Source organism: Kribbella speibonae, from assembly GCF_004331375.1.
Classification (GTDB): domain Bacteria; phylum Actinomycetota; class Actinomycetes; order Propionibacteriales; family Kribbellaceae; genus Kribbella; species Kribbella sindirgiensis.
The window spans coordinates 1,365,224-1,386,475 of sequence record NZ_SJKC01000001.1 but is presented as its reverse complement, the minus strand read 5'-3'; the positions used below and the strand labels follow the sequence as shown (position 1 = coordinate 1,386,475).

At 68.6% G+C, this 21,252-nt stretch carries 20 protein-coding genes; 7 read left to right on the top strand and 13 right to left on the bottom strand.

Translation table 11 applies throughout. The annotated features are described in order from the left end of the window. Nucleotides 1–18: 18 nt before the first annotated feature. Genes E0H92_RS06900 through E0H92_RS06855 form a run of 10 tightly spaced genes read right to left on the bottom strand, consistent with a single transcriptional unit; the run spans nucleotide 19 to nucleotide 12,784 of the window. Entirely contained in the window at nucleotides 19–2,328 is a 2,310-nt protein-coding gene (locus E0H92_RS06900; RefSeq protein WP_131495719.1) for a polysaccharide lyase 8 family protein, read from the bottom strand. Between the two features lie 27 nt (nucleotides 2,329–2,355). Further along, nucleotides 2,356–3,540 (bottom strand): GDSL-type esterase/lipase family protein, encoded by a 1,185-nt coding sequence (locus E0H92_RS06895; RefSeq protein ID WP_131465542.1) that lies wholly within the window; start codon nucleotides 3,538–3,540, stop codon nucleotides 2,356–2,358. Beyond that, nucleotides 3,540–4,592 (bottom strand): right-handed parallel beta-helix repeat-containing protein, encoded by a 1,053-nt coding sequence (locus E0H92_RS06890; RefSeq protein ID WP_131465540.1) that lies wholly within the window; start codon nucleotides 4,590–4,592, stop codon nucleotides 3,540–3,542. Before E0H92_RS06890 ends, E0H92_RS06895 begins: the two co-directional genes overlap by 1 nt. A 42-nt stretch (nucleotides 4,593–4,634) precedes the next feature. After that, nucleotides 4,635–5,222 carry a DUF624 domain-containing protein gene (locus E0H92_RS06885; RefSeq protein ID WP_131465538.1) on the bottom strand — a complete coding sequence of 196 codons (588 nt, stop codon included), beginning with the start codon at nucleotides 5,220–5,222 and terminating at the stop codon, nucleotides 4,635–4,637. After that, nucleotides 5,219–7,198, bottom strand: coding sequence for a heparinase II/III family protein (locus tag E0H92_RS06880; RefSeq protein WP_131495718.1), 1,980 nt, complete (start codon nucleotides 7,196–7,198; stop codon nucleotides 5,219–5,221). Before E0H92_RS06880 ends, E0H92_RS06885 begins: the two co-directional genes overlap by 4 nt. After that, nucleotides 7,198–8,895 carry a heparinase II/III domain-containing protein gene (locus tag E0H92_RS06875; protein WP_131495717.1) on the bottom strand — a complete coding sequence of 566 codons (1,698 nt, stop codon included), beginning with the start codon at nucleotides 8,893–8,895 and terminating at the stop codon, nucleotides 7,198–7,200. Before E0H92_RS06875 ends, E0H92_RS06880 begins: the two co-directional genes overlap by 1 nt. Beyond that, entirely contained in the window at nucleotides 8,892–9,656 is a 765-nt protein-coding gene (locus tag E0H92_RS06870; RefSeq protein WP_131495716.1) for an SDR family NAD(P)-dependent oxidoreductase, read from the bottom strand. Before E0H92_RS06870 ends, E0H92_RS06875 begins: the two co-directional genes overlap by 4 nt. A 23-nt stretch (nucleotides 9,657–9,679) precedes the next feature. Beyond that, the gene (locus E0H92_RS06865) at nucleotides 9,680–10,561 is read right to left on the bottom strand and encodes a carbohydrate ABC transporter permease (RefSeq protein ID WP_238153105.1); all 882 of its coding nucleotides are present in this window, start codon (nucleotides 10,559–10,561) and stop codon (nucleotides 9,680–9,682) included. After that, nucleotides 10,548–11,501 carry a carbohydrate ABC transporter permease gene (locus tag E0H92_RS06860; RefSeq protein WP_202873532.1) on the bottom strand — a complete coding sequence of 318 codons (954 nt, stop codon included), beginning with the start codon at nucleotides 11,499–11,501 and terminating at the stop codon, nucleotides 10,548–10,550. Before E0H92_RS06860 ends, E0H92_RS06865 begins: the two co-directional genes overlap by 14 nt. Further along, complete coding sequence (locus E0H92_RS06855; protein WP_131495715.1) at nucleotides 11,498–12,784, bottom strand: extracellular solute-binding protein; 1,287 nt, start codon at nucleotides 12,782–12,784, stop codon at nucleotides 11,498–11,500. The genes E0H92_RS06860 and E0H92_RS06855 overlap by 4 nt, the downstream gene beginning before the upstream one ends. 222 nt (nucleotides 12,785–13,006) lie before the next feature. On the opposite strand from E0H92_RS06855, the gene E0H92_RS06850 reads away from it, so the two are divergent. After that, nucleotides 13,007–14,074, top strand: a complete 1,068-nt coding sequence (locus tag E0H92_RS06850) for a LacI family DNA-binding transcriptional regulator (RefSeq protein ID WP_202873531.1) — start codon at nucleotides 13,007–13,009, stop codon at nucleotides 14,072–14,074. Between the two features lie 10 nt (nucleotides 14,075–14,084). Continuing rightward, nucleotides 14,085–14,885: a TrmH family RNA methyltransferase gene (locus E0H92_RS06845; RefSeq protein WP_131495714.1), complete on the top strand. Its 801-nt coding sequence runs from the start codon at nucleotides 14,085–14,087 to the stop codon at nucleotides 14,883–14,885. On the opposite strand, the gene E0H92_RS06840 is transcribed toward E0H92_RS06845, so the two are convergent. Next, nucleotides 14,868–15,662, bottom strand: coding sequence for a class I SAM-dependent methyltransferase (locus E0H92_RS06840; RefSeq protein WP_131495713.1), 795 nt, complete (start codon nucleotides 15,660–15,662; stop codon nucleotides 14,868–14,870). The genes E0H92_RS06845 and E0H92_RS06840 overlap by 18 nt on opposite strands. 169 nt (nucleotides 15,663–15,831) lie before the next feature. Here E0H92_RS06840 and E0H92_RS06835 point away from each other — a divergent pair, with 169 nt between their 5' ends. After that, nucleotides 15,832–16,128: a putative quinol monooxygenase gene (locus E0H92_RS06835; protein WP_165549713.1), complete on the top strand. Its 297-nt coding sequence runs from the start codon at nucleotides 15,832–15,834 to the stop codon at nucleotides 16,126–16,128. Further along, nucleotides 16,125–16,859, top strand: a complete 735-nt coding sequence (locus tag E0H92_RS06830; protein ID WP_131495711.1) for an isocitrate lyase/PEP mutase family protein — start codon at nucleotides 16,125–16,127, stop codon at nucleotides 16,857–16,859. Before E0H92_RS06835 ends, E0H92_RS06830 begins: the two co-directional genes overlap by 4 nt. Here the strand turns inward: E0H92_RS06830 and E0H92_RS06825 are convergent. Then, nucleotides 16,856–18,109 (bottom strand): AlkA N-terminal domain-containing protein, encoded by a 1,254-nt coding sequence (locus E0H92_RS06825; protein ID WP_131495710.1) that lies wholly within the window; start codon nucleotides 18,107–18,109, stop codon nucleotides 16,856–16,858. The genes E0H92_RS06830 and E0H92_RS06825 overlap by 4 nt on opposite strands. Nucleotides 18,110–18,191: 82 nt before the next feature. Between E0H92_RS06825 and E0H92_RS06820 the strand changes: the two genes are divergently transcribed. The 3 genes from E0H92_RS06820 to E0H92_RS06810 all read left to right on the top strand — a co-directional run bounded on the left by E0H92_RS06820 (nucleotide 18,192) and on the right by E0H92_RS06810 (nucleotide 20,292). Further along, on the top strand, nucleotides 18,192–18,731 hold the full coding sequence (locus tag E0H92_RS06820; protein WP_238173331.1) for a P-loop nucleotide/nucleoside kinase family protein: 540 nt from the start codon (nucleotides 18,192–18,194) through the stop codon (nucleotides 18,729–18,731). A gap of 83 nt (nucleotides 18,732–18,814) precedes the next feature. Further along, nucleotides 18,815–19,498 carry an RraA family protein gene (locus E0H92_RS06815; RefSeq protein WP_131495709.1) on the top strand — a complete coding sequence of 228 codons (684 nt, stop codon included), beginning with the start codon at nucleotides 18,815–18,817 and terminating at the stop codon, nucleotides 19,496–19,498. Continuing rightward, the gene (locus E0H92_RS06810; RefSeq protein ID WP_131495708.1) at nucleotides 19,495–20,292 is read left to right on the top strand and encodes an aldo/keto reductase; all 798 of its coding nucleotides are present in this window, start codon (nucleotides 19,495–19,497) and stop codon (nucleotides 20,290–20,292) included. Before E0H92_RS06815 ends, E0H92_RS06810 begins: the two co-directional genes overlap by 4 nt. On the opposite strand, the gene E0H92_RS06805 is transcribed toward E0H92_RS06810, so the two are convergent. Then, complete coding sequence (locus tag E0H92_RS06805) at nucleotides 20,289–21,173, bottom strand: LLM class flavin-dependent oxidoreductase (RefSeq protein WP_131495707.1); 885 nt, start codon at nucleotides 21,171–21,173, stop codon at nucleotides 20,289–20,291. The genes E0H92_RS06810 and E0H92_RS06805 overlap by 4 nt on opposite strands. Nucleotides 21,174–21,252: the final 79 nt, after the last annotated feature.

Below are 21,252 nucleotides of genomic sequence, written 5' to 3'. Positions count from 1 at the left end.
TTCAGTACAGCGTTTTCCTCAGTGAAAGCAGGCTGTGGCGGCGTTGCCGTGGCGATCGGTCGTGTCCACGACGATGCGCCAGCCGCGGCCGCGGCGGCTGACCGTGACGCCGGCATCGGCCTTCGTGAGCGACAGGTCGGGTTTGTCCAGGTCGACGGTGACCGAGGCGCGGGTCTGCGTCGGATCCGAGATCGCGACCATTCCGCCGGCGACCACGACCGAAGCCGGGCCGTCGGCTGTCAGTTCGGCGACGGTTCCGGCCGTCCAGAAGTTGGCCGCCACCACGTTGCGCAGCCGGACCGCGTGCGCCGTACCATCTGCCCGCAGTCTCTGGACCGGGAGTTTGCCGGCGAACGACTTCGTCTCCGCGAGAGTTGCGGTCGGCAACTGCACGTAGAAGTAGCCCTGCCCGATAGGCGCCGTACCGTGCGTGAACCACACGGTTTGGTAGGGCCGGGTCACCGGGGTGTCGGTGCCGTACTTGAGGTTGATCTCCCGCCAGGTCGCGGTCCGGTTCTCGCGGAGCGTCTGAACCGGCGTGCGCTCGGGGAACACGTAGCCGCCGGTGCCCTCGAGATGACACCAGCCGGGCGCGGCGGTGAAGGTCTCGTCGCCGGTGCGCAGCTTCCGGTTCTCGACGATTGTCTCGACCGCGCCCTCACCGGTGATGTCCGAGCCGAGGCACACCATCACGTCGTCGATCAGGAACCAGCTCTTCAGCGCCCGCAGGTTGGTGCCGTGCCCGCGCAGGTCCATGCCATAGGCACCGATCGTGCGCCGCGGAACGGACACGCCACCCACCCAGTCGGCCGCGCTGGTGCTGCGGAAACCGTAGGAGTCGGCCAGCCGCCGGGTGTCGATCGTTGTCCCCGGCAACCGGTACGGGTCGACCGTCGGCCAGTAGTCGCCCGAGTAGTGACCGAGGTCGTCGTCGTACAGCAGCACCATCCCGTCGGACAGGTGCCAGCCGTGCAGGTTCTCGGTCTGGATCGACTCGTAGTTGTAGATACGCGACGAGTACGCGCTCAGTCCGAGCGTGAACGTCGGGCGGTGGTGTGCGACCTTGTCCATCCGCGGGTACTGCTTGTGCAGGACGAGTGGACCGCGGGCGGCGGCAGACGACGCGAGGATGCTCCGGGCCGCCACCAACGAGGCCGGATCGGTCACGGTCAGGAAATCCCGGAAAGTATCTTCGGTGATCCACTGCTTGACGAGCGCCGTCAGTTCCGCGGCCCGTTCCGCCGGCGCGGCCGGGATCAGCCGCAGCGTGCCCTCGATGATCGTCTGGGTCGGCGCATGGTTCTGCTTGCTGGGCCGGGCGATCTCCCGGCCGCAGACCGAACCCATCAGGTCGCCGCGCACCATCAGCGGGTCGAAGGCGTCGTTGATCCAGCCGTAGATGTTCTCGAGCGCGGGATCGGTGACGGTCCACTCGGTACCGCCGAGCAGATACAGCAGGGAGGAAAGCGTTCCGAGCAGTTCCTTGCCGTAGCCGCCGTTGTACGGATGCTTGTAATGCTGCAGGAACGATCCGTCGCTGTAGAACCCCTCGCCCGTTCCGTCGACCCGGCCGGGCGCGTCGTTGAACGCCAGCACGCTGTTCGCCCCGCCGCCCTCGACGTCACTGATCGCGTCGCGGACGCGGACGAGCGCGGCCGTGTCGCCATCGAGGACCGCGCGGACGGCCACGACGGTGGCGATCCAGACCCGGTTCGCGCCGGTCGCGATCTGCCGGTCGGCGCGCCACAGGTTCGGGTCGGGCGTGTAGTGGTTGATCGCCTGCGTGTACGTCGTCCGCAGGTCGGCCGGAATCACGTCGTACAGCAGGACCAGCGTGTCCGCGAACGCGGCGGCGCCGCCGATCTCCCAGTCGTAGTCGTTGTCGTACCGCGGCAGTGTGGGGCTGTAGCGGTTCGTGTGCATCCATTCGAGGGCACCGCGGATATCGTCGGCAACCGATGTGTTTCCTTGGTAGGCCGATCCGTTCGTTGCCCAGGCGACCGCGATCTGCTTGATCCGGCGGAAATTCGAGGCGACGTGGTTGGAAAGCGTTGTACTCGCGAGATCCGGCCAGAGCGTCGTCCGGTTCGCCGAGCGGTCGAGGGTGGCGAGCGCCGACTGGGCCAGGCGGTCGACGCGGGCGATCGCGACCGCGAGATCCGGGTCGGCGGGATCGACGGTCGGGCCGCCGGTGAGCAGCGTCTGCCAGCGGAGGCGGAGCTCGTCGGTGGACGCGTCGGCCCAGGTGGGAGTCGAGACGGCGAGGAGTGCGGCCCCGCCGATCATTCCACCGAGCACAGTCCGGCGGCGGAGCGTGAGGTCAGGCATGTGGGTCCTCTCAGAGGGCTGGGCGATTCACAGAGCTAGGGCGATCGCCTTCGCGCCGGCGGAGTTGGGGTGCAGGCCGTCGCCGCTGTTGAAGTCGGGCCGGAGCCGGGCGTGATCGGCCGGGTCGCGGAGCGCGGCGTCGACGTCGAGGAGGCGATCGAAGAGTCGCCCTTGCCGCAGTGCGGCATTGACGTCGTTCCGGACCTGGTCGAGTGCGTCGGTGTAGCGGATCCAGCCCTTGAACGGGCCGATGGTGGCGCCGATCACCTCGAGGTCGTGGTCGTGCGCGCGGCGCACCAGCTGCTCATAGGCCTGGAGGATGCGGCCCGGGTCGGTTTGGCTGGGCGGTTGCTGGATGTCGTTGATGCCGAGGAACGTCACCAGCGTCCCGACGTTCGGCAGGCCGAGTACGTCGCGGTCGAACCTGGACTGCCCGCCGGGTCCGAAGCGGCCGTCGTCGAGCAGAACACGGTTTCCGCTGATCCCGAGGTTGGCGACCGCGGGGCGCCGGCGGAAGCGCGCCGCGTACTGGTCGGGCCAGCGGAGGTTGGCGTTGTCCGGCGTACCGACGCCTTCGGTGATCGAGTCGCCGAGGACCGCGACCACCTGGCGTCCGGTCGCGGGCACGTCGACGCCGGTGAGCAGGAACACCGAGTTGGTGGCGCGGTCGCCGATGTAGCCGGTCGCGTGCGCGTTCCGGTGGAAACTCAGCGGGCCGGTGGGGCCTGGGAGGTACATGCTCACCACCAGATCCCCGACATCCGGGAGGATCAGCCCGACCGGATCGCTTATGACGGTCGCCCCCGCGGCCAGCACCACGTCCTTCGCGCCGCCGAACAGCACCGGCTTGGTGTTCGCCGTCACTGGCCCGACGACGACGGGCGCGGAACCGAACGGGTTCGCGAACCGCAGCCGAACCGCAGGCCTTGCCCCGGCAGGAGCGTCCGAGCCCGCCGGTGGGGTGGTGCCGGCGGAGAGCCGGAGTTTGTAGTGGAGGGTGGTGTCGGTGAAGCCGCTCGTTGCGTCCGTATCCGCGGCGGTGGGGGCGGTCTGCGCAGTCGCCCAACTCGCAGCCCACCGGAGCCGTGCCGCGGCTGCGTGGCCGACAGTTGCGCCGGCCGACGCTGTCCCGCTGACCGTGCTGCCGAGGACGCCACCCAGGACGCCACCGGCAGTTCCGCCGAGGATCGACCGGCGGGACACTCCACTCATCAGCAGGCGGCCGCGGGCTCGAAGTCGGCGGCGTACGTACCGACGGAATCTCCTCCGGTGTTTCCGGACATAGTGTTTCCGCACACCTGCCCCTGCGGCGTCCGCATGAACTTCACGCCGCCGGACGCGTTGTTCTTGATCGTGTTTCCGTAGACGTCGTTGTCCACGCCATCGGATTCCGTGTCGCCGCCGAGGCGGACGCCGGCGCCGGTGTTGTCGTGGATCGTGTTGTAGCGGAACGTGTTTCCGCTGCCGCGGGCGTCCAGCCCGCCCGAGCTCGCGTCCTTCTGCTGACTGCAGTCGTTGTGCTCGATCACGTTCGCGGTGGAGTTCTCCTTCACGTCGACACACTCGTTGCCGTACGTCGCGATCGTGTTGTCGTGGATGTGGTTGTTCCGGCTGCGGTCCGCCTGGGCATCCGGGGCGCCGTTCTCACCCTGCTGCTCCGGCGCGGTCCCGAGGTAGATCCCCTCGCCGTTCTTCCCGCCGTCGTTGAACTTGAAGTCGTACACCCCGCACGGGCCGACGGTGTTGTCGTGAACGTCGGCGTTCGTGATCAGGTACCGCAGCCGCAGGCACTCGCCGCCGGCGTTCTTCAACCGCATGTTCCGGATCGTCAACGTGCCCACGCCGTCACCAGGCGACGTGCTCATCACGTACACGAGCTTGTCCCGGTACCCGTCCTTGCTGGACGACGACCCGAACAACCCGTCGATCGTGAACCCGTCCAGGGTGACGCTGTCGTGCTGGATCTGGAAGATGCGCGAGTTTCCGGCGCCTTTCACGACCGCGGTCGACGGCCCGGTGATCGTGACACCGGACCTGATCGTCACCGCGTCCTGGAGATAGGTGCCCGAGGCAAGATGGACGGTCGCTCCGCGTGGCGCGGTATCCAGCGCTTTCTGGATCGTCGCGAACGGCGTACCGGTCGACGTACCGGAGTTCGCGTCGCTGCCGGTGGTGGCGACGTAGTAGTCGGTCGCGGCGTGTGCCGGGACCGCGGGCAGCGCCAGCGCGGCGCCGAGAAGCAGGATCGGGACAGCTCGGGACATGGTGGTCCTCCTGTGTGGGCGGTTGCTGCCTATGAGTGCTGTCTAGGAATGGTCGGCGACGAGCAGGCCGACCAGAACCGGGACTGTGGTGCCGAGGAGCAAGGGACCTGCTGGTACGACGAGCGAGAAGACCGGTGCGGCGATGGCGGCGCCGAGGAGTGCGGTGCCGCGCGGTACGGAGGTGAAGGCGAGCCGGAACGCCGTACGTCGCCAGTCGGCGGCTGATCCGGAGGGGGCGCGGCCGGCGGCGACCGCGAGCGCGACGTGGTAGGTGACCGCTGCGGCGATCAGGCCGACATGGATCATGAACAGTGTCAGGACGAGCGGGCCGGAACGGCTGGACAGGAACGACAGGTTGCTCGCGGCAATCAACGCGGCGATCGTCATCAGGACCGAGTGCGGGAGCAACGCGCGCCAGTACTTACGCCAGCCGACGAACACGCCGGTGAAACAGCGCGTGTCACCGTCGGTTCGCCATCGGTTGAGGGCAAACCCGACGGCAGCCAACGCCGGCAACCACGTCACGATCCCCAGACACAAGACCGTGAACGCCGCCCCCGCCGCAGCCGGATGGGCAACCCACCCCAACCAGTCCAGCGCCCGCCGACTGAGCCCCGCGCGGCGGCTCATAGGGTGACCGTCCTGTCTGCGGTGTGGATGACGGCGCGGACCGCCACGCCATCACAATCAGCCGGCGGCCGGTGTCCGCCCGCTCGGAGCGACGCATCGGCGGCAGTTGTGATGGCCTGGGCGTCCAGCATTCCCTCGTCATCGGCGAGGAGCACAGTCTCGTCGTCGAAGGCGATTCCGAAACCGTGTGCGAGGTCGAGCCGGCGGGCCGTCGGCGGGGTCGGGTGGAGGGCGGAGGTTGGTTCGATCGTGGTGAGGAGGGTGGCGGTCGTCGACTGGGCGACGGTCGCACGGAGGGTGTGCATCGTGCGCGTGAGGCGGAGGCTGGGGGTGCTGGACGTCGGGTTGGCCTCGACCTCGGTCATCGCGGACTCCACGGCCAGCGGCGTGTGGAAGCGAACCCAGGCCTGCGCCGACCCGGACCGCAGCGCGATCTCGTCGCCGTACTCGATCGGCCAGTCTGCGTGCAGCAGAAGCGTCCAGTCACGCGGCGACTCAGCTGCACACCGATCCAGCAGAACGAGCCGCCCGCCCGGAGTGAAGACCAGCGTCCGATCGAGCCGGGTAACGCCCAGCTCAGGCGGGTACATCGCCGCGATCTGCGCGGTGGTGTGCGCCATCCCGTCGACCGCATGCACGTCGACCATCCGCGCCTGCCGCTCGTACGGGATCCCTTTGTAGACGTGGTACCGGTCCTCGTCGGCATACCCGAAACCGTCGACCAGGATCAGGTTGTGGTCCCCCGCTCGCTTGCGGTTGCTGTATCCCTCGTCCACGGCCAGGAACGCGCCCCGCGACGTCAGTACGAACGATCCCGAGTCGGGATGATGGTGACCGGCGCTCAACGTGTCCCACCCGCGCTCGCCGTCCAGCCGGTGCGAGGCCTCCCACGCCTGGTGCCCGCCACCCGGCGCCGCCTTGAACGACACCATCGTTGCCTCGTCGTCCCATCCGGTCCGCGCCGTGACGAGGCCGAGGTCCGGAAAGTACGCCGACAGCGGTGCCGTCTTCGCGGGATCGACCGGCGGCAGCGAGTCGTCGTACCAGAGCAGCTCGAGGTACGCCTCCGGCATCACGCCCGGCTTCACGCCGCTCGCGTACGCCTCCCGCCAGAAGAAACGTTCGGACACAAGTTCCGCCAGCCACTGCGCCTCACCGATCCGGTACGCGGACGCGAGTTTCCGGTACAGCGCCACGCTGTGTCCGCTCCGCCGGTCGTGGCAGTCACCGTGATCGATGTTCTCCTCGAACCCCGGCGCGCACTGCTGCAACCGGTAGGAAAACGTGTTCGCCAGGAACCGGCAGCGCTCCCACCAGTCGAGCCCCTCCTGGTCCTGTAACAGATCCAGGTACGTCGCCAGCCACGGAACGCCGTACCGCCAGTAGACGACGCCCTCCATGTCCGACCCGTCCGCCGGCAGAAACTCGATGACTGTCTCGAAGTTCCGCCGGGCGCGATCTGTCCACTCGGTGCGACCCAACGCGTACCCGGCCGCGGCGAGCCCGGTGTAGCAGATCCAGTTGTGGTTCTGCCAGTACGACGAACTCCACCACGAGCCCTCGGACTCGACGGCGAACTCGTACAGCCGCGAGCCCTGCAGTTCCAGTTTGGCGCGCAACTCGTCGGCCAGCTCGAAGTCGTCGCCGAGCCAGGTAAACGCGAGCGACAAGCCGTGGAGCAGCCAGCCGGCGTCCAGGTCGTGGTCCGGCAGATGCGCCTTGCCCCAGTGGGGGAAACCGATTGCGGCCGAGATCCAGCGGGCCGCCTCGGAGCGGTAGCCCTCGTTGCCGGTCAGGCGGTAGGCGAGCGCGAGGTTCGCGGCGGCCGGACCGAAGTACGTGATGCTCGCCGACGGGTGCTCGGTCGGCGGGGTCTGCGTCCGGTACCAGTCGCACTGCTCCCACAACCGCCGCCACTGCGCGGCATACCGCCCCTCGAGCCCGTCACGCACCTCCGCCAGACGATCGTCGAACATCACAGCCCTCCGATCAGGTGCTCGTGCCCGTCAACCGTCAGCACGTCTCCCGTCACGGCCACGTCGACGGGCGCAGTCGAGTAGACGGAGCAGTACGTCGCATCCGCACCGGCAACCGTCCAGTCGACCCACGTCCGCACCCGCTGCGGGTCATCAGCCGGCCCCGCGCCCGGCCGAGTCACCGGCACAGCACCACGAGAGACGTGGTAGCCGTACAGCGTCTCGTCGCCGGTCCAGGTCGTCCGGAACGCATCAGGCCCAACCTCGACCGTCAGCTCGACATCCGGCCGGAACTGCAGGACGATCTCACGCTCACGATCCGCCGTGACCCGGACGACATCCACCAGGTAGTTGTCTCCGGCAATCAGTCTCCGGGTCGCGCGGACGCCGTCGTACCAGCCGGCGATCGTGGCTGTCACCGAGTTCGCCTCGCGCGTCAGCTCCCCCGTTGCCTCAGCCGGTTCGAGGTTGTCGATGCGGAGTGTCGGGTGGGCAGCGACCGACTTGTAATGGGCGCGCCACTGGGCGTGGCCGTACGGGACCTGGCCGGGATCGGGTTGCCAGGGGGTGGTGGCGCCGTAGAGGTAGAGCGCGAGCTTGTCGTGATGTCCGTGGGAGCCGCCGTGCGGCCCATGGTCGAGGATCGCGTGGATGCCGGGCACGCGCATCACCGCATAACACGAACTCACAAGTTCGCGCTGGAACAAGGCGTTGCGGGGTGAGCCGTCGAACCAGTTGGTGAGCTTGTCCTCCAACCCGTCGTACTCGGGGCCGACTTCTGCCAGTGCTCGAGCAGCGACCGCATCCAGGCTGTGGCCTGTCGTGAACTGGCGGGCCAGCGCGACGATCTCGAGCCACTCCAGTGCCAGCGGCACCCGGAGGTACGGGCCGTCGTGGAGGGCCGGGAGGATGCCGCCGTCGGTGGCGATCGAGGCGAGGGCCGCGATCATCTTCTCCAGGCGGTCAGGCACCAGGGACGGATCGAAGCCGCGCAGGCTCAAGAGGTAAGCGCGCAGTACGAAGCCGTGGTAGTACGTACTCGCTTCCCACTCCCAACCGTCTTCGCCGGTCGCCGCCTCCAGATGGGCGAACTGGCCACGCTCGCCCGTCAACCATTCAGCAGCGCCGGACCACGCTTCACCCCGGACGGCAGCGGCCGCCTGGCTCGCCGTCGTACCGAGCGCGTTGAACCACGCCGTGTAGTTCGACGAGAATTTGTCCTGGGCAACCATCGCGTCGCGCGCCCGCCGCGCCCCCTCGACCATGCCGTCGAGCATCGGCAGCGTTTCACTCAACTCGGCCTTCCCGGCCAGGTTCAGGATCGAGTGGGCGATCGGCACGCCCCACACCGCGTCCGTGAGGGCCTGATGAAAGAGCCGTCCGCGCTGCATCCACCCCTGCGCCTGCTCGTGCTCCCCCGCCTTCGTGAGCTCCGAGTACAGCCGCGCGTACGACGTGAGCAGGTCGGCCCCACCACCGTCGTACGAGAGCAACCGGATCCGCCGCGCCCAGAAGTGATGGGCCAGTACGGTCCACGCGCCGCGCACCGCGGGCGTGTCGACCCGGCAACCGTAGGAACACGGAACCCCGCCGGCCGGAAAGTTTCCGGAATCGAATCCGACATGCGCCAGCTCGACACCGTGTGCCGGGCACACGTACTCGTGCCACCAGCCGCCGCGCTCGGTCGGGGGATTCATCGGGGCCACGTGCCACCGTCGATGTCGAGGGTGATCCCGGTCAGATACCCGGACGCCGGCAGCGCCAGGAACCGGACCGCGTTCGCCACGTCCTCGACCTGCCCGGCGCGGCCGATCGGCGTGCCCGCGACCATGTTGGCCTGCGCCGCGGCGGTGGAAAACGTTTGATGAAACGCGGTCTCGGCGATGTAGCCCGGCGCGACCGAGTTCACCGTGATCCCCTGCGGACCGAGTTCCTTCGCGAGGCCCTTGGTGAAACCGCGGATCCCGGCCTTGGCCGCCGCGTAGATCACCGACCCGGGCCCACCGCCGTTGTGCGCGGCGAGCGAGGCCATCGTGATGATCCGCGGGTTCGCCGACTGCGCGAGGTGCGGAATCGCGGCCCGAGCCGTCCGGAACGTCGCCCCGAGGTTCACGTCCACCACCTGCTGGAAGTGCTCGTCGGTCATCTCCTCGACCTTGACCCGCCCGATCAGGTGACCGGCGTTGCAGACCAGGACGTCCAGGCCGCCAAGGAAACCGGCCGTTTCGTCGAGCAGCCGGTCGACGTCCGCCGTCGACGTCACGTCGGCGCCGACCGCGATCGCCTTCCGGCCGAGGTCCTCGATGTCGCTGACGGTCTGCGCGGCCGCGTCGGCGGACTTGCCGTAGTGGACGACGACGTCCGCTCCGGCCGCGGCCAGTCCGAGCGCGATTCCGCGGCCGATGCCGTGCCCGGCACCGGTCACCAGCGCGCGCGTCCCCTGCAGTTCCCCGGTCATAGAAACAGTTCCTTTCGTGAGTGTCATTTGATGCCCGCGGTCGCGAAACCTTGGACGAAGTAGCGCTGCCCGATCAGGAACAGCACCACCATCGGCACGGTGGCCAGCGTGGTCCCGGCCATCAGGAACGCCCACTGGGTGTCGTTCTCGGTGCGGAAAACGGAAAGTCCGACCTGGATCACCCGCAGGCTGTCGCTCTTGGTCACCAGCAACGGCCAGAGGAAGTTGTTCCACGACCCCTCGAAGGTGAGCAGCGCGACGGTGATGAACGCGGGTTTCACCAGCGGCGTCATGATCCGCGCGTAGATGCCCAGCTCGCTGAGGCCGTCCAGCCGGGCCGCCTCCTCGAGTTCCACCGGCAGGTCCAGGTAGAACTGCCGGAACAGGAACACCGAGAACGGACTGACCGCGCCCGGGATGATCAGCGCCCACCAGGTGTCCAGCCACCCGGTGCCGCCCTGCCCGGTGATGTCGTTCCCGCCGAACAGCGGCATGAACCGCACGATCAGGAACTCCGGCAGGATCTTCGTGTACGTCGGGATCATCAGCGCCCCGACGAACGCGAGGAAGATCAGCGAGCTGCCCCGGAACCGCAGCCGCGCCAGCGCGTACCCGGCCATCGACGCGATCAGCACGTTCAGCACGGTATGGCTCGCGGCGATCACGAAGCTGTTCCGCGCGTACGTCGCGAACGGCGCGGCGCGCAACGCGTCCGCATAGTTGCCGAAGGCCCACTCCGTCGGGAACAGCCGTGGCGGCACCGCGGCGATGTCGCCGGGGGTCTTCACCGAGGTGAGCAGCATCCAGACGAACGGCACGATCATCACCAGCGAGATCGCGCTCAGGGTGAGGTAGAGCGCGATCCGGCCGGTCCGCGCCCGGTGGGAGGTCTCAACGGGTGGCACGGTCGCCTCCGGTGATCCGCCGGTTCAGCAACGTCAGGAACAGCAGCAGTGCGAACAACACCAGGCTCTGCGCGCACGCGTATCCCATCCGGAACTCCCGGAAAGCGGATTTGTAGATCTCGTACGTCATCATCGTCGTGCTGTTCGCCGGCCCGCCGTCGGTCAGGATGTACACCTGGTCGAACGACTGGAACGCGCCGATCACCGACGTGACGAAGACGAAGAACGTCGCCGGCCGCAGCAGCGGCAGGGTGAGGCTGAAGAACTGCCGGACCTTCGACGCGCCGTCCACCGACGCCGCCTCGTAGAGATCGGTCGGCAGACTCTGCAACGCGGCCAGGTAGATCAGCATCTTCAGCCCGATCCCCTGCCAGATCCCGACCACGATCACGGCCGGCATCGCCCAGTCCGTCGAGGACAGCCACGCCGGGCCGTCGAGGCCGAGGAACGACAGGACAGCGTTGGCCAGACCGCTCCGCGGGTCGTAGATCCACAGCCACACCAGGGCCACCGCGATTGTCGCGGTCACCTGCGGGATGAAGATCGCGGTCCGGAAGATCGCCCGCCCGGCCAGCCGCGTGTTCAGCATCAGCGCGATCAGCAGCGCGATGCCCATCGCCACCGGAACGGTGAAGAACGTGTAGATGCTGGTGTTCAGCACGGCACGCCGGAAAACGTTGTCGGAAAGCAGGTCGCGGAAATTTTCCAGCCCGATGAAACGCGGCGGCGTGAGGACGTCGTACGACGTGAAGCTCAGCACGATCGCGGCGACCAGCGGGATGCCGATCCAGATCAGGGCATGCAGCACGGCGGGCGCGACCATCAGAAGGCCGGCCCGGCGCCGGGCGCGGAGCAGCCCGCGGCGCCGGGGTGGAGCGGTGGAGGGGCCGGGTGCGGCTGCGCGCACCCGCTCCCGCGTCGACACCATGGTTCCGCTCACAGTCGCGAAATCGCTTCCTTGCTCAGGTTCGCGAGCTCGTCGATCGCTTCCTTGGCGGTCCGCTTGCCGACCACGGCGGTCTCGAGGGTGGTCTTGATCTTCTCCCGGATCTCCATCCAGGCCGCCGTACCGCCCTCGGACCGGGCCTTGCTCATGTTGTCCAGGGCAAGCTTCACGAAACCGTTGTCCTTGACGTACTGCGAGGTCCGCAGGTCCTGGACGCCGGGTACGGAACCGCGTTGTTCCGCGGTCGGCAGGATGGATTCCGGCGTACCCATGAACTCGACCAGCGCCTGCGCCGCGGCGGCGTGCTTCGACGAGGCCGACCGGGCCACCATGGTGCCGCCCTGCAGCATCGCGGGCACCTTGTTGGCCAGGATGAACGCGCCGACCTTGTCCTCCTCGAGCAACTCCGGGCTCTGCTTCTTGAGCTGCACCCAGAGCGAGTTGTTCGACATCATCATCGCGGAACGGCCCTGCTGCAGGGTGGTCGGCTGACCGGCCGACGACTTGAACGAGTAGTCGGCGGACTTGTCCTTGATGACGTCCAGGAACAGCTGCAACGCCTCGACCCCGCGGTCGTCGTTGAACTTCACCTGCTGGCCGGACTCGTCGAACAGGTTGCCGTCGTTCGCGAACAGGAACGTCTCCCAGCACTGCCGGAGATCGATCGAGAACGGGTCGAAGCCGACCCGGGTGAGCTTGCCGGAGCCGTCGCTGCGGGCCAGTTCCTTGGACATCGCCCGCAGTTCCGCCCAGTCCTTCGGCGGCGCCTTGATCCCGGCCTCGGCGAACAGGTCCTTGCGGTAGGTGACGATGCGCGTGTCGAGGACCATCGGCAACGCGTACAGCTTGCCGTCGTACCGGGACGGCTCGAGGACGCGGGCCTCGTACTCGTACCGCTTGGCCAGTTCGTCGGGCAGCGGCGCGAGCACCTTCTTGTGGGCGAACGGCGGGATCCACCCGACGCCGAGCATCACCACGTCCGGCATCAGGCCCCCGGCCAGGCTGGTGGTGATCTTCTCGTTCAGGGCGGCGTACGTCGTGTAGTCGACCTTGACCGTGACGTTCGGGTTCTTCTGCTTGAACGCCGGCAGCAACTTGCCCTCGAGCAGGTCCTTGCCGGTGCTGCCCTCGAACAGCGGGGTGAGCAGGCTGATCTCGCCTTCGACGGGTCCGTCGGCGGCCGCCTGGGTGTTGCCGCCCGACGCGGAGCACCCGGTGGCCGCGGCGACGGCGCCGAGCCCGAGGGCGGTCAGGACAGATCTGCGGGTGTACTCCATGGCGCGCCTTTCGTGGTGCTGCGGAGAGTCACTGGTGCATCGATGCACCGCCTGAATCACCGCGGACCGGAGAGAGTGGTGCAACGATGCACCGCATGCTAGGAACGGATTTCGTCAGCCGTCAAGACCTCGGCGCCCACCAACCGCCGCTGGACTTTGGTCAGGAGTTGATGCATCGTTGCACTGCGAGACGGCAACACAACGGGGTGACAGAATGCGCGGGTGGGCGGTGAATTGAGAACTGGCGAGGTGACGATCCAGCAGGTCGCGACGGAGGCGGGCGTCTCGCCGAGCACGGTGTCGAACCTGCTCAACGGGCGCAACCACAGGATGCTGCCGGAGACCCGGCAGCGGATCGAGCGCGCCATCGACAAACTCGGCTACCGGCCGAACCGGGCCGCCCGGCAACTGCGCACCGGCCGGAACACCACGATCGGACTCGTCGTCCCGTCGGTGGGCAACCCGTTCTGGGGTGCGCTTGCACGGCATCTGGAGTCCGCGGCGCTGGCCGAGGGGTACCACGTACTGCTGTGCAACTCCGAGCGCGATCCCCGGCGCGAGCGCGACTACGTCGACGAGTTGTGGGCCGACGGCGTGCACGGCGTCGTACTGTGCTCGTCGCTGCCGTCGCTCGAGCACGTGATGCCGCTGGTCGAGCGCGGGCTGCAACTGGTCGCGTTCGACCGTACGTCGCAGGCCGGCGACCCAGCGTCCCTCGTGAGCATCAGTGTCGACAACGCGATCGGCAGTCAGCTCGCCACACAGCACCTCACGGATCTCGGGCACCGCCGCTTGGCGTTCGTGTCCGGCGCGTTGGCGAGCGTCAACCGCAAGGAGCGGTACCGCGGGTTCACCGCCGGCCTCGAACAAGCGGGGATCGATCCGGAGACCTCGGTACGGGCGCCGGTCAAGGGCGACGCGGACGACTTCGGCGACGTCGAGGCGTCCGAGCTGGGGCGCGCAGCCGCGGCCGAACTGCTCGCGCTGGAGGAGCCGCCGACCGGGATCGTCGCGATCAACGACATGTGCGCGCTCGGGGTCTGCCGCGGGCTGCGGGACGGCGGCCTCGAGGTGGGCAAGGACGTGTCGGTGGCCGGGTTCGACGACATCGTGCTCGCGGACCTGTACGCGCCGACGCTGACCACGGTCCGGCAGCCGATGAAGGAGATGGCGGCGGCCGCGTTCACCCAGCTCCGGTCCCGGCTGGACGACTCCGGACCGACCCAGGGGCAGTCGCTGCTGTTCCGCCCGGAGCTGATCGTCCGCGAGTCGACCGCGCCGCCATCGTAAAATAGGCCCAATGCAAAGGATTTCGTCGCGGAACGCCCGGTTCCAGGTGTGGCAGGCCTCGCTGACCAATCGCACCAAACGGCAGCGGTCCGGCGAGTTCCTGGTTCAGGGCGTGCGGCCGATCTCGGTTGCCGTGGACAACGGTTGGCCGGTGCGCACCGTCATCACCGATGCGTCCAGGCCGTTGTCCCGTTGGGCGTCCGACCTGCTGCAGCGGCTGCCGAATGTCGAGCGGATCGGCATGGCGCCGGAGTTGCTGGCCGAGCTCGGCGAGAAGGACGAGCCCGAGCTGATCGCCGTACTGGAGCTGCCGGCCGACGATCTCGAGCGGATCCCGATCGGGCCGGAGTTCCTGGGCGTCGTCTTCGACCGGCCGACCGGGCCGGGGAACATCGGGTCGATCATCCGGTCCGCCGACGCGTTCGGCGCCGACGGGGTGATCGTCACCGGGCATGCCGCCGACATCTACGACCCGAAGGCGGTTCGCGCGACGACGGGATCGCTGTTCGCGGTTCCCGCCGTCCGCGCGCCTTCCCATCGGGAGGTGCTCGACTGGGTACGCCGTACCTCAACGGTGATCGTCGGCACCGACGAACACGGGTCGACGGACGTCTACGACTTCGACTTCACGCAGCCGGTCCTGCTGCTGATCGGCAACGAGACCTCGGGCCTGAGCACGGCGTGGAAAGAAGCCGCCGACCACCTGGTCCGGATCCCGATCGCCGGATCGGCCAGCTCCCTCAACGCCGCCAACGCCGCGACCGCGGTGCTCTACGAGATCTCCCGCCAGCGCTCACGCCGTACACAGTAGTTCGCCGTGCAGGATGGAGATGGTGGCGTCGGGGGTATTTGTCCAGGCCCGCCAGGCTTCTGAGATCGCGGTCAGTTCTTCCTCCGGTACGCCGGACGCGCGCGCCTGATCCGCCAGCGCCGACTTGAGGATGCGGTCGGCCCACATGCCGCCCCAGAAGGCGCGGTCCTGCGGGTTGGTGAACGCCCAGGTCGACGTCGTCGCCTCCGCCTGCTCGAAGCCGGCCGCGCGCGCCCACGACAGCAGGCGCCGGCCCGCGTCCGGTTCGCCGCCGTTGGCGCGCGCCATCCGCTGATACAGGGCCATCCACTCGTCCAGTTCGGGAAGCTCCGGGTACCAGACGAAGCCGTGGTAGTCGGAGTCGCGAACCGCGACGATTCCGCCGGGCTTGCACACGCGGCGCATCTCCCGCAGGGCCTGCACGGGATCCGCCACGTGCTGCAGGACCTGGTGCGCGTGCACGACGTCGTACGTGTCGTCCGGCAGCTCCAGTGCATGGACGTCGCCGACGACGAACTCGACGGCAACATCGTTTTCCTCAAACGCTTTCCGGGTGATGTCGAGCGCGGCCTCGTTCGCCTCGAGTGCAGTGGTGCGGCCGGGCTCGACCAGGCGGGCCAGGTCGGCGGTGATGGTTCCGGGACCGGCGCCGACATCGAGCAACGACATCCCGGGCCGCAGGTGCGGAAGCAGGTATCCGGCCGAGTTCTCGGCGGTCCGCCAGCTGTGCGACCGCAGTACGGACTCGTGATGGCCGTGCGTGTACACGTTGTTCATCCCAGGCTCCTTTGCCTTCGCTCGACAATCCTCACGCTAGTCCAGGATCTTGCTTGATGAGACATATCATCTCGTAATACGAGACGACGCACATGACCGAATGTGGCCGGACCGATCCCCTGCCCACCGGCGAACCTTGAGGTACTGCGAAACCACAAGGAGGAATCCGATGCTGGCAAAGGTGTTTCCGATCAAGCTGAAGGACGGCAACCAGGCCGCCGCCGAGGCGATCGTCCAGGAGTTCGCGCCGAGCGGACCGGGCACCGAGGAGGGCACGTTGTCCTTCCGCGTGTACCGCGACCCGTCGAACCCGGACTACCTGTTGTTCGTCGAGCACTTCGCGGACCAGGCGGCGTACGACGCGCACACCGGGTCGGCGGCGTACCGGGAACTGATCGCGGACCGGTTCGCCGACCTGATCGTCGAGTTCGTCGAGGTCGACCACGAACTGCTGGTCAGCCTGTGAACGACCTGGCGCGGCGGTTGCGTGAACTGCACAAGCAGCCGCCGCTCGTGCTGCCGAACGCGTGGGACGCCGGCTCGGCGCGGGCGATCGAGGCCGCGGGGGCGACGGCGATCGCGACGACGAGCGCGGGTGTTGCCTGGGCCGCGGGGGTGGACGACGCGGGCGGGCTGAACCGGGAGTCCGCGATTGCGGCGTTGCGTGCAATTTGTGCGGCGGTTTCCGTTCCGGTCACGGCTGACATCGAGGCAGGGTACGGCGATGTCGCGGCGACGGTGACTGCTGTCATCGAGGCGGGTGCGGTTGGCATCAACCTCGAGGACAGTACGGCGCGGGTTCTTGATGATCCGTTGGTGCATGCCGAGCGGATCAAGGCGGCGCGGGCGGCCGCGGGCATCGATCTTGTGATCAATGCGCGGACCGACACGTACCTGTTCGGCGATCGGACCGGTACCGTCGAACGCGCGAAGATCTACGCCGACGCGGGTGCGGACGTGCTGTTCGTGCCGGGTGTAGTCGACGCGCAGACGATCGCTGAACTGGTGCGGGAGTCTCCGCTGCCGCTCAACGTGATGGTCGGCCCGGGCGCGCCGACGATCGCCGAGCTCGCGGACCTCGGGGTCGTGCGGATCAGCGTCGGGCCGGCGATCACGAGTGCGGCGTACGCCCTGGCGACCGCGGCCGCGAAAGAACTGCTCACCAGCGGCACGTACACAACACTCGCCGCCCGCTAGAGCAGGCGGTGGGCGGCGGCGAGGGAGCGCCACGGGCGGAGGTGCTCGGCCTCGTCGTCGAACGGCCAGGCGTCACGGGCCCCGAGCCGCAGCGCGATCTCCTGCGCGGCCCGCGGACTCGTGACCGCCTCGAGCGGCCCGAGCTCTCCGCCTGCCCCGAGCATGAGGTTGCCGCTAGCAACTTCTCGTGCGAGCGGCCCGACCAACTCGGCCCCGGTCAACGCCTCCGGTCCCGGAAACAGGTGCGTCAGTCCGTATCCGAGCCCCGGGACCGGTACGCCGTACACCTCGACGAGCTTGCGCAACGCCTCGTTCGCGTCCTCGGGGCCGAGCCGATCCCGGACGACCGCCTGGACCGCAACCTCGAACGGACCCCACGCACCAGGAACACGTATTCCTGGCCGCGCAGCCACGAGCGGCCCGAGATCGGCGTCCGCCGCCAGCTGCGCCCGTGCGCTGACCGGCTCGTGATCGAGACCGACGAGCTGGCCAACCCGACCGACCACATGAATGACACCCTCCCAGAACGGAAGATGCGCCCGCAGAATCAAATGATCGTCGCCTCCCGCACCGACCTCCAGCAGACCAGGCTGGCCGTCGAGCGAGATCGTCCGCCGGTACACACCGTCCTCGACCGACTCGACGCCCGGGACCGCATGCGCCGCGAGGTACGTGCTCATCGCATCCCAGTCGTACGGCGGGGTGAACGGCAACCGCAGCACCAGACCACCGTCCGCGGCGAGCCGGTCACCGCGCCGTCGGCGCTCACGCAGCGCCCGCGGTGACGCGTGGAAGATCTCGCGCATCGCGCGGTTGAACTGACGCAGACTCCCGAAACCTGACGCGAAAGCGATGTCCGCGACGCCGAGATCGGTGTCGTCCAGCAGCCGCCGCGCGAAGTGCGCCCGCCGCGAGCGCGCGAACTGATCCGGCGTGACGCCCAGGTGCTCGTGGAACATCCGCCGCAGGTGCCGCGCCGACACCCCGAGCCGCGCACCCAGCGCCTCCTCACCGGACTCGTCGAGCAGACCCGCGATGATCAGCTGGACCGCGCGGCAGACCAGTTCGGGCGCCTCATCGGCCACCGTCCCGGCCACCCGGTACGGACGGCAGCGCAGGCAGGCGCGATACCCGGCCGCCTCCGCGGCCGCGGGCAACTCGAACGTGCTCACGTTTTCCGCGAGCGGCTTGGCCCCGCACCCGGGCCGGCAGTAGATCCCCGTCGTCCGGACCGCGGAATAGGTGGTCACGACAGCACGCTAGACGGGGCCACCGACAGTTCTGACACGCGTTTTACACCGAGTGCCCACCGTGACGGCTAAGGTACGGCGGGTGCCGTCGAAACCGATGCTGGTCGTAGTGAGTGGTCCGCCCGGGACCGGGAAAACGACGCTGGCGCACCGGATCGCGACCGCGATCGGCTGCCCCGCGATCTGCCGGGACGAGATCAAGGAAGGGATGGCGCACGCGACCCCGGGCTTTGTGCCGGGCCCCGGTGACCCGCTGACAATGCGGACGCTGTCGACGTTCTTCGACGTACTCGGCCTGCTCATCGGCCGCGGTACGACGGTGGTCGCGGAAGCGGCGTTCCAGGACCGGCTGTGGAGCCCGGGCCTGAGCCCGCTGCTCGGCCGCGCCGACGTCCGGATCGTGCACTGCACGGTCCCCGCCGAGGTCGCGCTGCAGCGGATCACCGACCGGACGTCCAGTGATCCACGCCGGGCCGCGCACGAGGACACGCAGATCAGCGCCGACGCCCGCCTCCGCACCCACAACTCCTTCCAGCCCATCGACCTCCCAGTTCCTTCGCTCACGGTGGACACCACCACCGAGCCGCCGATGGAGAAGATCCTCGCTTTCCTGTCGCGCTGACGACAGCAGGGGGCGCGCACGCAGGAAGTCGCCGGACGTGGTGCACTACCTCCTGTCGTTAGCGCTTCGCGGAGGGGATCCAGATGCTCGAGCGGTTTGCGGGGTTGACCACTGCACATGTTGCTGATGCTTGTGTGCGGGCCGGTGTGCAGGTGCGGACGGTGTCGTTGACGGCTGTGGCCGGCGGCCGGGTCGCGGGGCGGGTGTTGCCGGCGCAGCATGTCGGCAGTGTCGACGTTTTCCTGGAGGCGTTCGAGTCCGCCGCCGAGGGCGACGTACTGGTCGTGGACAACAGTGGCCGGCGGGACGAGGCGTGTGTGGGTGATCTTGCCGCGCTGGAGGCTGCCGCCGCGGGTGTCGCCGGGATCGTGATCTGGGGACTGCATCGGGACACGGCCGACATCGCCGCGATCGGGTTGCCGGTGTTCAGCCTCGGGGCGTTGCCGACCGGGCCGTTGCGGCTCGACCCGCAGCCGGCCGATGCGTTGTCCAGGGCAACGATCGGCGAGTGGACGGTGACCCGGGACGACGTCGTACTCGCGGACGAGGACGGGGCGGTCTTCGTACCGGCGGATCGGCTGGAGGAACTGTTCGGGCTCGCGGAAACGATCCGGGACACCGAGCACCGGCAGGCGGACGAGATCCGGGCCGGGCGGTCGTTGCGCGAACAGGTGAGCTTCACGCAGTACCTCGAGCGCCGGGCCGCCGATCCGTCGCTGACCTTCCGTCAGCACCTGCGCGCGGTGCGGGGAGCGATCGAGGAATGAGCACCTGGAAGCTGGGCGACGTTTCCGTCGAGCGGATGGGGTTCGGCGCGATGCGGATCACGGCGGATCCCGACCGAGCGATCGCAGTACTGCGGCGCGCGGTCGAACTCGGTGTGAACCACATCGACACCGCCGCGTTCTACGGGTCCGGAAAACGTTTCGCGAGCGAGCTGATCCGCGCGGCGCTCGCGCCGTACCCGGCCGACCTGGTGATCGCGACGAAGGTCGGGCCGGGGAGTGATCCGGAACGCGGTTTCTACAACGCGACGACGGCAGCCGAACTGCGGGAGCAGGTCGAGACGAACCTGCGCCAGCTCGGCGTCGACTGCCTCGACGTGGTGAACCTGCGGATCACCGGGGAGGGCTCGCTCGGCGAACGTTTCGGCTGGCTCGTGGAGTTGCGGGACGAGGGTCTGATCAAGCAGCTCGGCGTCTCGAACGTGCGGCTCGACCACGTCGAGGAGGCGTTGGCGATCGCGCCGATCGTCTGCGTGCAGAACAGTTACGCCGTCGATCGCCGCGGCGACGAGGACGCGATCATCCGCTTCTGCGCCGAGCGCGACATCGCGTACGTCCCGTTCGGCGCCATCACCGACGCCGGCGACTCATCCGCCGTCGACGCGCTCGCCGCGGCCCACAACGCGACACCTCAACAGATCCGGCTGGCCTGGACCCTCCACCACTCCCCCAACATCCTCGCCATCCCCGGCACCGGCTCCGTCGTCCATCTCGAAGAGAACATCGCCGCCGGTTCGCTGCACTTCAGCCCCGAGGAACTCGCCACACTCGACTAACCGACCGCCGCCCGGACCGCGGGCACGACCTCCTGGGACCAGCGGGACAGCTGGATCTCGAACGGGTCGGAACCGCGCGGAAACAGCGTGAAACCGGCGGCGTCGTGGTTCAGGATCGCGTCGGTGAGCTCCTCGACCCATTGCGCCGCCGAGCCGCCGAGCCAGCGGCCTTCCTCGTCGCGGGTACGGCGGAGCGGGGTCGCGGTGATCGCCCCGGGGAAGTTGTAGATCGTCGCGACGTCCGACGGTTTCCGGCCGACCGAGAACGCCGCCTCGTCGATGATCGGGCGGGACCAGCGGAAGCGGTCGCTGAGCCAGTCGGCGGCGTGGCCTGGGATCCAGCCGTCCGCGTTCCGGCCGGTCGCGGCGAGCGACTTGGGGCCGTTCGAGCCCGTCCAGATCAGCGGCGCGGGAACGGCCGCCGGGCCGAGGGGCCCGATCGGGTAGTGCTTGGTCGGCGCCGGCGTACCGCCGTCGGACATCGAGTGGACGAGCTGCATCGCCTCCTCGAACGCTTCGACCGCCTCGGCCGGACGCAGTTCCGGCACGCCCATCGTCGTGATGCGGTCCCAGGCCCCGCCGGCGCCCAGGCCGAGAACGAAACGGCCGTCGGACAGTGCCGACAAGGAGGTCGCCGTACGCGCGAGGACCGGCGCGGGTCGTAGCGGCAGGTTGGTCACGTTGACGAACGCCGACAGCCGCTCCGTTCGCCCCAGTACGAAGGCGATCGCGGCGTACCCGTCGAGCATGTCCGGGACGTACGGGTGGTCGGCGAGGCTGACGTGGTCGAGACCGTCCCGGTCGGCCTGCTGGGCGAGCCGGACGATCCCGGCGGCCTCGCGCACAGCGTCCGGCGAGCCGTAGCCGAAGCGCACGTTCATGGCGACTCCTCAGATAGTTCGTTGTTCTAACTAGTTGTAGCACGAAAAGTTAGAACTGCAAACTATTAGTGTGACGGAC

Bases quoted from the DNA above. Each gene is read 5' to 3' on its own strand.
- E0H92_RS06805 (WP_131495707.1), bottom strand. From the start codon at position 21,173: ATGAACGTGCGCTTCGGCTACGGCTCGCCGGACGCTGTGCGCGAGGCC.
- E0H92_RS06810 (WP_131495708.1), top strand. From the start codon at position 19,495: ATGAGCACCTGGAAGCTGGGCGACGTTTCCGTCGAGCGGATGGGGTTC.
- E0H92_RS06845 (WP_131495714.1), top strand. From the start codon at position 14,085: ATGCAAAGGATTTCGTCGCGGAACGCCCGGTTCCAGGTGTGGCAGGCC.
- E0H92_RS06885 (WP_131465538.1), bottom strand. From the start codon at position 5,222: ATGAGCCGCCGCGCGGGGCTCAGTCGGCGGGCGCTGGACTGGTTGGGG.
- E0H92_RS06880 (WP_131495718.1), bottom strand. From the start codon at position 7,198: ATGTTCGACGATCGTCTGGCGGAGGTGCGTGACGGGCTCGAGGGGCGG.
- E0H92_RS06815 (WP_131495709.1), top strand. From the start codon at position 18,815: ATGCTCGAGCGGTTTGCGGGGTTGACCACTGCACATGTTGCTGATGCT.
- E0H92_RS06875 (WP_131495717.1), bottom strand. From the start codon at position 8,895: ATGAATCCCCCGACCGAGCGCGGCGGCTGGTGGCACGAGTACGTGTGC.
- E0H92_RS06890 (WP_131465540.1), bottom strand. From the start codon at position 4,592: ATGTCCCGAGCTGTCCCGATCCTGCTTCTCGGCGCCGCGCTGGCGCTG.
- E0H92_RS06895 (WP_131465542.1), bottom strand. From the start codon at position 3,540: ATGAGTGGAGTGTCCCGCCGGTCGATCCTCGGCGGAACTGCCGGTGGC.
- E0H92_RS06840 (WP_131495713.1), bottom strand. From the start codon at position 15,662: ATGAACAACGTGTACACGCACGGCCATCACGAGTCCGTACTGCGGTCG.
- E0H92_RS06835 (WP_165549713.1), top strand. From the start codon at position 15,832: ATGCTGGCAAAGGTGTTTCCGATCAAGCTGAAGGACGGCAACCAGGCC.
- E0H92_RS06870 (WP_131495716.1), bottom strand. From the start codon at position 9,656: ATGACCGGGGAACTGCAGGGGACGCGCGCGCTGGTGACCGGTGCCGGG.
- E0H92_RS06900 (WP_131495719.1), bottom strand. From the start codon at position 2,328: ATGCCTGACCTCACGCTCCGCCGCCGGACTGTGCTCGGTGGAATGATC.
- E0H92_RS06855 (WP_131495715.1), bottom strand. From the start codon at position 12,784: ATGGAGTACACCCGCAGATCTGTCCTGACCGCCCTCGGGCTCGGCGCC.